The sequence below is a fragment of the Flavobacterium nitrogenifigens genome (assembly GCF_003254565.1).
GTDB classification, from domain to species: domain Bacteria; phylum Bacteroidota; class Bacteroidia; order Flavobacteriales; family Flavobacteriaceae; genus Flavobacterium; species Flavobacterium nitrogenifigens.
In genome coordinates, this window is sequence record NZ_QJRI01000091.1 from 1 (window position 1) to 478 (window position 478).

At 52.7% G+C, this 478-nt stretch carries 1 protein-coding gene; it reads right to left on the reverse strand.

Annotated features, from left to right (window positions below; genetic code table 11):
* Window positions 1-478: MBG domain-containing protein (locus DM397_RS00395; RefSeq protein ID WP_204251851.1), on the reverse strand; the 478-nt coding region annotated here is incomplete at both ends.

Below are 478 nucleotides of genomic sequence, written 5' to 3' on the forward strand. Positions count from 1 at the left end.
GCCCCCTGCCGTTATTGCATACGTTCCCACGGGACTGGATGCCGTAGCTAACGTTGAAGCTACAGCCGCGGTCGTTAGCGATGCTTCAGTATCGCCGTTCACAAATCCCGAGTAGCTCACCGTCAGAGCCGGATTCGCGCTGCCGTATGCCTTGCTCTTGTCATCGGCTGTCACCGTAAGAGATGCCTGGCCAACCGTAAGAATGCCCTCAACATATGAAATTGAATAGTTTGGAGATGATGCGCCTCCCGCCGTTATTACATACGTACCTACTGGACTTGACGCAGTCGCCGCTGTTAAAGCAACAGCCGCAGCTGTTAGGGACGCTTCCGTATCTCCGTTCACAAATCCTGTATAGCTTACCGTCAGAATCGGATTTGCGCTGCCATAAGGCCTGCTCTTGTCGTCTGCTGTTACGATAAGTGCCACATGGCCTACCGTCAGGTTGCCATCCACATACGAAATAGAATAGTTCGGA